Here is an 11,108-nt window from a genome sequence, read left to right on the forward strand (position 1 = left end):
TTTTTCGGTTGAATTGAAAGCTTAATAAATTAGAAACCATGGTTCACTTCTGTTGGCCTTTTTGAAAATAATTGAACCGGGATATCATTTCATTGGGAAATTGGTCTTTGATCTCCAAGAACAAAGGGGAATTGTCTTTAATAATTCCCATTCGGGTACTCCCCGGATGTTCACCACTAAATATTTGATCTCCTAACTGAAGAGAATTTCCATGTGAAGAAAAAACCGTCTCTGTTGCCTCGTTATGGATTTGAAGACCAAGTTCAATCTCTGATGCCAGATTTGCAGTTATGTTCCAATCTCCTATCTTGATTGTCGCAATTCCATTTTCAATTTTTCCTTCCATCAATTCAGTATCTTTAACTACTTTCCCAGCTTGAATGACAGCAAAAAACCGCATTTTAGCCGCTTTTGATGTGCTGCTTGCCTTGAGATGATACTGGTTATCCTTATAGGACTTTAGACTCCCATCTTCCTTTAGCGTTTTTCTCCAATTTACTGCTGCTACCTCAAAAGTGTCGCTTAGGTGAAAGGTCAAATCTTCTGAAGCCCAGAGCCTTCCTTTTCCTGCTCCATTCTCCAGCTGTACAGCAAAGGTTTGGTTATTCTCGTCAATTGTCATTTCCTCAAGGCTATGGATGAGCCAGGACCAATCCACCTCCTTGGTGGCCTCCAACTCATCATAGAAAAGGACCACATCAGGCTTTAGCATTACCAGGTGCCTAAAGTTTTTCATTACGGAATATTCCTCACCAGTTTCTTTACTCTGATAAGCTTGAGAAGCATCTCCTTTGGCATAGGCCAGCTCATCCGCCTGCAGAAACCTGGCAATCCATCCAAAAGCTTCTGTGCTATAAGGTTGGCCTGCCCCGTCTACCAGTATGCCATTCTGACTTTTTGTATGCTGGTACCAGCCTGTACGGTGAGGGTCTTTCATAGATACCTTATAACCGGTTCTGTAAAACAGTTTTTTCCCACCATAGAGAATATTGAAAACGTTTTGGTCGGAAAGCATGTGCCCATAGGAGCCAAAGGGACTGGAACGCATCGCTACCATGAGGTTATCTTTGGTGTTGGTAATCTCACTGTGCATGGCCACCAAGCCTATATCTGTAAAAGACCTTCCCATAGGCAAGTCCAGTTGCGTAGGTAAATCGGGAATAGGTAAATTACGGGTCTTTGTAAGCCGTATCCACCTGAGGACGGGCTCCTCTGATAGGTGCGATTTATCGTATTTTAAACATTCATTTGAATACCAAACAGCCCTTGGGTTTCCCGTTAATTTTGCCAGTTCCAGGGCAAAGGCCACATAGTCGACACCTGGTGCATTCACTTCTTCTGAATTGTCAGCAAATCCATCTGAGGCAGAACCTGGAGGAATATGGTAGATCATCCAATCGGCTTGGTTTTGGTACCAGGGATGTGCATTGATAAAGTCAAACCCTGTGAATTTTTTTATGTACAAGGGAATGTCTATCATGGTCTCCATATTCATACGGAAATAAGAGACGCCTTCTGACCACCCACCATCCATACCTCCCAATACTGGAGCTCTTGCCAGAAACAATTCATAGGCATAAGCCATCCACTTGGCTGCCTCAGGTTCATCCCCATAAACGGCCAGGCTTGTTTGAAAAAAATAATGAAGAATATGTTGCCATACATGCCCACTCAATACCTTGGCCTCTATATTGTTTACCCAGTCCTCGTAAAAATGGGATGCCCTTGCTTTAATGGATTCAAGTAAGGTTGATTTTTGCTTTTCACTAAGCCTGTCATAAAAAGTGTCATAAACCATGGCCATGGCAAGCATGCAACGTGCATCACTAAAATCATTGGTACTCGATACGCCCTTTGGGTCCCAATTGCTTACTTCAATGGCCATTTGAATGGCTTTCTCAGCATAGACCTCTTTGCCACTTAAAATATAGGCCTCGGATAAGGAAACTACAGCATCATAAACTTCAGTACCAAGTTCCTTGCTGGCATCAAGGCGAAGCTTTCTTTCCTGTTCTGCCTCTTCTCCTTTTCGTTTAGGCATTCCATCCTGCTCTTTAGGTATACCTGCTAGAAGGGCTAATTCAGCATTATTAATAATGGCTCGGGTATCTGCATTTGGCTCCAACCGAAGAAGTTGGCCTAGTTCTGGTGCAGTAGCAAGTACTCTTGGGTGCTGCTTTGGCAATGACCGTAAAAATTGTTCGGCACTGTGGGATACCATCGGAATGGCTCCATCGTCCACTTTAAAATGCTGCACATTAGACCAATCCTCTCCACTTTGCTTGAATTGCCAATACCAGGAACCGCTTTCCAGTATTTGGTGGGGGTTAAACATTGCCCAAGGGCTGTTTTTTATTTCAAGAATTTTATTCGGCGTAGAAAAATCTTTTTCAGTAGATAACCGAACATCGTAGTGGATATTCTCCCCCTTTATTAAAGGCCATCTCAATACAGGGGGATTTAGCTGAGCAAGCATTCCTGCAGATGGTTTAGGGTAATCCAGGTAGCGTGGATAAACCACTTTCAAAAGATTGGGTTTTTGAAGAAATGCCAACTCTTGCATCTTTTCCCCACATCCGAGAATTATTAGGCCACAAAACAGAACAAAACCTAGGGTAAGAAAGCTATAATTTTGGATAGGCTTGCTGCTTAAGCCATATGGAACCATTAAATTATCTTTAAGCTTTTTCATTTACCAAGCTCCCACACCTTAAAGTTTTTGTACCTAAAATGGGTCCACTGCATCTGTCTAAACCCTATTTTCCCCCCTTGTAAAACTGGACCATAATCATTCTTATCCGTCCAGTCTATTATTTTCCGACCATCGACATACATGATTATACGAGAATCGTCTTTTACCAATTTAAGTTTATGAATTTCTTTTGAGGCTACAGGAATGCCAGGTTCTTCTTGCTGCACCAGATGAAAGCCACTGTTTTTTCTTAGATGTGAAACCTCTCTTCCGGGATTGTCCCTCCCGTTGGCATAGTAGGAAATGTGGTAAGTATTAAAATCTTCACTCTTGGTATATTGACTAAATGTCCCATCTCTCAACGGAAAAGAAGAATCAAATAGGTTCTCTCCATTTTTACCTTTGGCAGCAAAAAACAGGATACACAGGCCGGCCTCAGTATTTAGGTTTTGAGCCTCCCATTCGGCAACAAAACTCCCTGGAAAATCTTCCGGGCACCAAAAAACATGGTGAAATTCCTCTTGGGGCGAGTACATTTCCATCCAGCCATTCTGAAATTCCACTTTACCGGGGCCTTCCATTACCCAATCACCAACAGCTTCTGCTGACCTCATAGTGTTTTCATAGATCAGTTGACCTTTTTGAATTTCCGGCGATTGTCCAAAGCCTCTGTTCTGGAAAAAGCAAAAGACAATAAGCAGGAAAAGTAACCTTTTCATTTTGGATTGAAAATTCATATGACTTTATTTTTAAGTTTCATAAACCTTTGATCTGAAATAGGGAATTCATTATAGCCTATATTTAGCGGAATGACTCCAAAATGTCAGATATCAAAACGGGAGAAAATTTCTTTTCCCCCATTTTAATCATTTTTCTATAAGATCATAGCTGTCAATAACCTGGATTTTGCGAAATAGAAGGTTGAGACCTGTCAATTTCATGCTGAGGAATCGGTCTCAACAAATGCATTTCCGATAAATTCCCATTTGCCTTGGTCCAGAAATTGTACTTCTCGGTTCTTTCTATCAGTTTTTCTGTTCTTTTCAGGTCGAACCACCTGTTGAATTCCCCCATCAATTCCCTGGCACTTTCATCAAGGATCATATCAATGGAAATAGTAGAGGGAGTGGCCCGATATGACTCTGTTTCCAATGAGCTGAGGATCTCAGGAAATTTTGCTTTCTGGGGATTTACTCCTTCACCTACGGAACGATCCAGGACTTTATTATAGTAGACATCTGCGCTTCCCAAGGCTCCTCCTGAGGCCCCTTTCACAATGGCTTCAGCCGCCAAAAGATAAGCCTCTGCAGATCTGAACAAAGCAAAGTCGAAAGTACCATAACCATCCCCATAAGGAATATTTGGTTCCCAGAATTTCCACATGGATGGTCTGGTAGCAGTTAGTCTTGAAATGGCTACCCCACTTATAATTTGCTCATGATTCATCACTGCATATTTTTTTGATCCTCCCTCATCAATACCTTTATCTGCACCATAAGCAGGCTGGTTCCATGGCGTCCAATATGCAACCGTATCACCTATTTCATAGCTTACCGTCAAGTTGGGATCTTCGAAACTATAGGCATAATTATTTACGGGTTGTAAAGCATAAATCACCCTTAAAAAATTATGGGAATACCGTACATCCAATTGAGGGTCAAACATTCTATACAAAGAAGGGGTCGGTTCGTTTTGGGCCAGATTTCTGTTATAATCACTAGTCCTACCGTTACTTCCCACCAATTCCCCATTTCCAGGGAAAATGGAATGGTAATAATTACCTGGTTCTCTGTTGTCCCCCTCATTGGCATTGGTCAAAACATCATCGTTGTATTGAATTGCAAAAACCACTTCACTGTTTCTCGCATCCTGCTGACCAGTATATTGAGTGAGCGGATTTTCGGATCTGATAGGGAAAAGATTCTTGTAATTTTGCACCAAGGGGTAATCTGCGATCACTTTATCTGCATAGGTCAAGGCCTTGTTAAAATCATCCGGACTACCTCCCAAAGAATTATTAAAATTCCAACCTCTTGTCAAATATACTTTTGCCAAAAGAAATTGGGCAGCTCCTTTGGTCACCCTTCCATAATCAGTGGCCTCGACAGGAAGTGCAGCTTCTGCTTCTGTCAGGTCTTTTAAAATTTGGGTATAAATATTGGCAGAGGATTCTCTCACTACCGCCTTATTGGCCGTAATGGTTTCTTCCAAAGGCATGGGAACATCTCCCCAAGTCTGTACCAGATAAAAATACGACAAGGCTCGCAAAAACTTGGCTTCACCAACCCTAGCGGCTTTAGTGTCTGGATTGGCAAATGTAATGTCATCCGCCCTGCTGATGGCGGCATTCGTTCGACCTATCTCACGGTAAAATATATCCCAAGGCCCGGTAAAGGTTTCTGAAGTAATGTTCACATAAGTATCAAGCGAAGGGCCCTGTCCCACTGCTTTTTCACTCCAGCCTCCATTTTGGAAAAGGTCTGTTCCGGGTAAAGCAATGGGGTATTGGAGAACAAAATCCCGCAATAAAGGATAACATGATTTAATTAAGTCCTCATATCCGGCTTCTGTGGTAATGTAGGAATCTGTAGTAATATTTGAAATGGACTCTTCCTTTAAGAAATCCTGGCATCCTGCTCCACCAAACATCAGTAGAAAATACAGGACTATATATTGAAGGTTATATCTTTTCATTTTTAAAATATTTTAGGTTTCAAATAGGGAAATTAGAAGGATGCACTAACTCCAAACTGAATTATGGAATGGGGAACATCATCCTGATAGGTGCCTGAATTAAATTCCGGGTCCATCCAAACATTTTTTTCCTTAGTAAAAACATAAACATTATTGGCCTGTCCATACAGTCTCAAGTTGCTGAACTTAATGGCATTAAGAAAATTACTAGGTAAGTTATACCCCAGCGTAATGTTTGAAATCCTCCAAAAGCTAGCATCTTTATATTGTATGGCCTCCCTGTACGGATTGTTTTGCCAAACGCCATAATAATCATTGGTAGGATTATTTTCTGTCCAGTAATTGAGGTTTAAGCCATTGTAACGGTTACTACCAAGGTCTCCCATGGTACCTTGCAACAAGCTGTTCCTATACTGCACACCCTGTCTGGTATAGATAAAAATGGAGAGGTCCCAATCTTTGTAGGTAAAGGTATTGCTAATACCTGCCATCCATTTCGGCAACTGATTTCCTAGGATAACCCTGTCATCTATCCCTCCTGAAGAAGAGATCGTACCATCATTGTTTTGGTCCACCACTTTTACTGATCCGGGAACCTGTCCATAAGTCAAGGCTTCTTCTGTTTCATCCAATTGCCAAATTCCATCAAACTCATAATAGTAATTTGAATTTAACGACTGCCCTACAAAAAGTTTATTGGCGATGTCCTCCTGAACCGTTCCCCCGTACAATTCTAAAATTTCATTGTGATTTGAGGAGAAATTTATAGAGGTATTCCATCTGAAATCTTGGGTTTGAACATTCACCGAATTAATGGTTACCTCAATTCCTCTATTAAGTAATTTTCCAACATTCGAAGTTACAGCCCCAAAGCCTAGTGAAGTAGGAATGGCCACATTTTGAATCAGGTCATTGGTTTTCTTATTGTACAGTTCAACTTCTGTATTGATTCTGTTACCCAAAAAACCCATATTGATACCCAAATTGAATTCCTCACTGTTTTCCCATCTAAGATCAGCATTACCAATATTCCTAGGCGCATAACCATAAGCAGGATTACCATCAAAATCATAGGCCGTTCTACTCAGGTAAGCCTGCGTAGAATAAGGAGCAACTACATCATTCCCAACCCGACCATAACTTAATCTCAATTTTAAATCAGAGAAAAAATTCAGATTTTGAATAAATTCCTCATCACCAAGCCTGTAGGCAATGGCTGCGGATGGAAAAAAAGCCCATTGGTTGCCTTCTGCCAAAACGGATGAACCATCATACCTGCCTGTTAAAGTCAATAAGTATTTGTTATTGAATATGTAATTTAACCTGCCCATATAGGACATTATTGATCTTTCCACCAAATCACTACCTACACCGTTGATTTGAGCCGCAGTATTCAAAGCATAAAAACTTGAATTATAGGCCAGGTTTTCCACTCGAATGGTAGAGGTTTCGAACCTTTCCTGAAGGGCACTTTGAACTGCAGTAATATTAAAGTCATGCAGCCCTCTTTTTATTTTATAATTAATGATATTGTCCCAGGTATAAGAACCATTGAAGGTAAAATCATTCCCAGCACTGGGAAGTTTATTAATCCTGCTTTTGGAATCGGCTCCTCGAAATTCTCCTCTTCTGCTGTTGAATACAGATGCTGACAAAGAAGATTTAAAAGAAAAGCCTTCAAAAGGGGTGAGTTCTATGTATCCATTGCCAAGAAAATTGGAAACCCTTGTTTCATCCTGAAAATTTTTGGCAGCCACTTCCGTCAACGGGTTGTTGACCTGAGTATCCTTAATTCCCATCCAAAAGGCATAGCCATCAACGTTTTTGTCATTGGTTTCGGTAGGGTTGCTTAAATCATCATAGAAGATAGTACCGGTAGGTCTTGCCCTGTAAGCATTTCGTAAGGTTTCAAATGAACCAGTACTTAGAATACTATAAGTATAATAGGTATTAAAGCCTACCTTAACTATATTATTCAATTTGCTATCCATACTACCCTTAAGGTTAAAGCGTTCATATCCGGTATACAAGACATTGCCTTTTTCATTTAAATATCCAGTGGAGAAATAATGGGTAGTATTTTCATTTCCACCTGAAAGCGCCACCACATGGCTGGTTTGGAGAGAAGGAGCAGTTACCTCATCTACCCAATTCACTGACTTGCCACTTTGAACATTTTCCAATTGTGCAGTAGTCCAAACCACCTGGGCATTGGGATTCTCAGCAATTACCACATCATTATAAGCAGTATAAAACTCTTGAGCATTCATTAGGTCTGGTAAGAAGGCTGGTGTTTTAACTCCAGCATATCCTTCATAGGTAACTTTTGTTTTACCTTTAACTCCTTTCTTGGTAGTGATTATTATTACTCCATTGGCTCCCCTGGCTCCGTATATCGCAGAAGAAGAAGCATCCTTCAAAACATCCATTGAAGCAATGTCACTTGGATTTAAGGTGTTTAATCTCCCTCCCATAACCCCATCAATTACAACCAACGGTTCGTTACTGAATCCTATGGACTGCAAACCTCTGATATCGATAGTATAATCAGAACCTGGACGGGAATTGATTTTATTTACATTGACACCGGCGACCTGACCTTGAAGGGCTTTAGCTGCCTGGACAGGATTTTGTCTTACAATCGCTTCTGAATCGACAGAACCTACTGCTCCGGTTAAATCACTTTTCTTTACTTCTCCATATCCCACCACCACTACTTCTTCAAGAGCAGAGGCGTCAAGCACCAATTGAATATCCAATGTGGACTGATTCCCTACCTTTACATTTTGGGCTTGATAACCAATGTAAGAAAAAACCAAGGTGGCTCCTTCTTCAACTGTAAGGGAATATTTTCCATCCAAATCAGAAACCGTGCCCGCAGTAGTTCCTTGAACAGTTATAGTTGCACCTGGCAAAGGTGAACCTTCATCATCCGTTATAGTACCCGAAACAGTGACGTCTGCCCAAACTTTGTCTACATCTATTTCCGGTTTAGAAGAAGATTCGGCTTTTCGAACATGGATATTGTTATTTACCTGCCGGAATTGAAGTTTGGTTTGTCCGGAAATTGATTTCAAAAGGTCGTAAAGACTTTGGGTTTGATTGGTTGCAGAAACTCTATCCACATTTTCCATTTCTTTGGCTGAATAGACAAAGTTAAAACCTGAAAGGTCCTCAATAATACTAAAAGCTTCTTCAACTAGAATATCGTCTAATGAAAGCTTTATCATCACCTCTTCTATATCCTTAATTTGGGCATTCCCATTGTGACCAAAAAGGAAACTCATGGTAAAACACTGAATTAGAAAGGCATAGGTGAACAGTTTTGTCATGCGTATAACATGGAATAGTACAAGTTTTTTCATATCTTTACTATAATTATTTTAGACTATTGAACAATGGTTTAATTAATTTAGGCGGCTTACCTATCACAAAATTTGTATCCGCTAATTTTGCAAGCCGAAGATGTTGACGCATCTTCGGTTTACTTTTATACTTCGATTTTAATTCATAGGCATTTAATATTGGGTTAAAATCTAATTTCAACTTTATCTTTATTGATTGTAAATTTAAATTTGGAGGCATAACTCAAGCCTTTTAATACATTTTTAAGCGTTTCTTCTTTAAATTTTCCGGAGAAGAAAATTTCTTCTCTAGGTATATCGTGAACAACAATTTTAACCCCATACCAATTTTCCAAGACGCTAATGGCTTCCTTCAGAGAGGTTTTATCGAAAAAAATCGTTTTATTTGTCCAGCTTAAAATTTTATCACGGTTAAACTCCCTTTTCTTTAGTATTCCCTTAGTATGATCCAATAAAAGCGCCTCTCCAGGGTTCAGTAATTGGGATTTAGCATCAAATGCAGTTTTAACAGCAACTTTACCTTCTATCAATGCTATGTCAATTTGATCGGTATTATACGCATTCACAATAAAAGAAGTCCCCAATGCAGTCACTTTCGAATCTCCACTATGAACAATAAATGGTCTTAGGCTATCTTTGGCAATTTCGAAATATGCTTCACCAGTAAGGAAAACAGACCTAGTCTCCAGGTCAAAATTCTTAGGATAACGAAAAGTAGAACCAGAATTAAGCAATACTTTTGTACCATCTTTTAAAGTCAATTGCATCTTTACACCAGGTTCAGATTTTTTCACCTCATATACGATAGGTTCTTCCTCAATTTGAACGGTTTTAGTGAAAAAAGAATGGGCTAAAGCACCAACAAAAACGAGCATAATGGAAATTACTGCCACCTTAACCCATACAAAATTTTGCCGATTATTCCTGAAATGTTTTTGTGTCGATCCCTTTAAAATACCAACAGGATGAAGGGGAATAATCTTCAACCTCTCATCTTCTTTGTCCATTGATAAATGCTTATCAATACTATCCCAAAGCAACATTTGGTCAATTTCAGAAAGATTAAATTTTTTATGGGAAAGGTTTATGATTATTTCTCTGGCATGGATTGCTTCATTTAATTTAAAAGGCATTTTCTCAAAAACACCCTCCCAATATAAATTGTCAGATATAGTTGGTTTTAGAACCCACCTTTTGAAATTGGGATCCAAAACAAAATCTTCCACTTTATATCGCCTAATATCCATAATTATTGAATTCGGGGATATAATACATGAAAGGGACAAACCTATCCTTCGTTTGACAGTTATTTTTAAAAATTTACATTTTAGACAAAATCAAACCAGTATTATATCTAAAAGAGCAATTAAATCAAAAAGATTTATAGTTTTAATAAATTGGAAGTTAGAAAAGTTAGACCAGAGTTAATTAATCTTAAAGATGATACTATAACTTAGAAAATTAATAATAAAAAAATAACAGCTGTCATGTTTCTTTTTAATGAATTTAGGGACTTCCAGGCAAGAGTATAGGCTGATTGAAGATTTAGGCCCATGATATGGGCAATATCTTCGTAGGATTGATTGTCAAAAAAAAGATAATGAATAATTTCTTTTTGACGCATGGGTAATTTATCAATAGCTATTAGTAATTTTCTCTTTTTCAATTCATCTGTTTGTCCATCAAATGACTCATCGGCTATGCCATCAAGTATCCCCACTTCTTCATAGTCATCAAGTGTTTGGGTACTGTACCGTTTTTTGTCTCTGCCAACTTCTCTGTAAATTCTATTGCTTAAACATTTGAAAAGGTAAAGTTTGATATTGTCTGTATTCCCGAGTCTATTTCTGGAATTCCAAACAGTTAAAAAGACATCATGAATGCAATCTTTAATTAAACTTTTGTCTTGTTTGATAGACATGCCCATACTGTAAAGTTCACGTGAATACCTTAGATAAAGGCCTTCCAGACCTTTCTTGTCTCCATTTTTTATTTGTTGCCAAAGGATCACTTCATCAGAATGATCAATGGAATTAAACTTAAATGACTTGGTATACATTCTAATTAAATTGGGCTTATCAGAATGTTAATGTAAATATTAATCTATTAAAAGAAAAATATTTCAGACGAAGTACGGAGTATTTTATGAATAGTAAATACTCATATTGGGTGAAAAGAGATCGTTTTCGATATATATTTAATTAGAAAAAAGAGCAAAAAAAAAGACCCTTAGATTTCTCTAAGGGTCAATGAAGGCGGCGACCTACTCTCCCAGGTGTAACCCCAGTACCATCGGCGCTGCAGGGCTTAACTTCTCTGTTCGGGATGGGAAGAGGTGGGTCCCCTGCGCCGGGCCG

6 protein-coding genes and 1 rRNA gene are annotated in these 11,108 nt (G+C 39.1%); all 7 read right to left on the reverse strand.

From position 1 onward, the window contains the following. Positions 1-43 precede the first annotated feature (43 nt). Positions 44-2,692: a DUF4962 domain-containing protein gene (locus AC13EX_RS20075; RefSeq protein WP_482894055.1), complete on the reverse strand. Its 2,649-nt coding sequence runs from the start codon at positions 2,690-2,692 to the stop codon at positions 44-46. Further along, positions 2,689-3,429: a DUF1961 family protein gene (locus tag AC13EX_RS20080; protein WP_482894056.1), complete on the reverse strand. Its 741-nt coding sequence runs from the start codon at positions 3,427-3,429 to the stop codon at positions 2,689-2,691. Before AC13EX_RS20080 ends, AC13EX_RS20075 begins: the two co-directional genes overlap by 4 nt. Positions 3,430-3,583: 154 nt before the next feature. Further along, entirely contained in the window at positions 3,584-5,386 is a 1,803-nt protein-coding gene (locus tag AC13EX_RS20085) for a RagB/SusD family nutrient uptake outer membrane protein (protein WP_482894057.1), read from the reverse strand. 32 nt (positions 5,387-5,418) lie between these two features. Beyond that, the gene (locus tag AC13EX_RS20090) at positions 5,419-8,751 is read right to left on the reverse strand and encodes a SusC/RagA family TonB-linked outer membrane protein (RefSeq protein ID WP_482894058.1); all 3,333 of its coding nucleotides are present in this window, start codon (positions 8,749-8,751) and stop codon (positions 5,419-5,421) included. A gap of 164 nt (positions 8,752-8,915) precedes the next feature. Further along, the gene (locus AC13EX_RS20095) at positions 8,916-9,998 is read right to left on the reverse strand and encodes a FecR family protein (protein WP_482894059.1); all 1,083 of its coding nucleotides are present in this window, start codon (positions 9,996-9,998) and stop codon (positions 8,916-8,918) included. A 206-nt stretch (positions 9,999-10,204) separates the two neighbouring features. Then, the gene (locus tag AC13EX_RS20100) at positions 10,205-10,810 is read right to left on the reverse strand and encodes an RNA polymerase sigma factor (protein ID WP_482894060.1); all 606 of its coding nucleotides are present in this window, start codon (positions 10,808-10,810) and stop codon (positions 10,205-10,207) included. Between the two features lie 191 nt (positions 10,811-11,001). After that, positions 11,002-11,108 (reverse strand): 5S ribosomal RNA (gene rrf, locus AC13EX_RS20105); the annotation flags it as partial.

The organism is Cyclobacterium sp. L-R, assembly GCF_056859355.1.

What these genes read in the sequence shown, in the direction of transcription:
- AC13EX_RS20080 (WP_482894056.1), bottom strand. Translation starts at nt 3,429, where the DNA reads ATGAATTTTCAATCCAAAATGAAAAGGTTACTTTTCCTGCTTATTGTC.
- AC13EX_RS20085 (WP_482894057.1), bottom strand. Translation starts at nt 5,386, where the DNA reads ATGAAAAGATATAACCTTCAATATATAGTCCTGTATTTTCTACTGATG.
- AC13EX_RS20075 (WP_482894055.1), bottom strand. Translation starts at nt 2,692, where the DNA reads ATGAAAAAGCTTAAAGATAATTTAATGGTTCCATATGGCTTAAGCAGC.
- AC13EX_RS20090 (WP_482894058.1), bottom strand. Translation starts at nt 8,751, where the DNA reads ATGAAAAAACTTGTACTATTCCATGTTATACGCATGACAAAACTGTTC.
- AC13EX_RS20095 (WP_482894059.1), bottom strand. Translation starts at nt 9,998, where the DNA reads ATGGATATTAGGCGATATAAAGTGGAAGATTTTGTTTTGGATCCCAAT.
- AC13EX_RS20100 (WP_482894060.1), bottom strand. Translation starts at nt 10,810, where the DNA reads ATGTATACCAAGTCATTTAAGTTTAATTCCATTGATCATTCTGATGAA.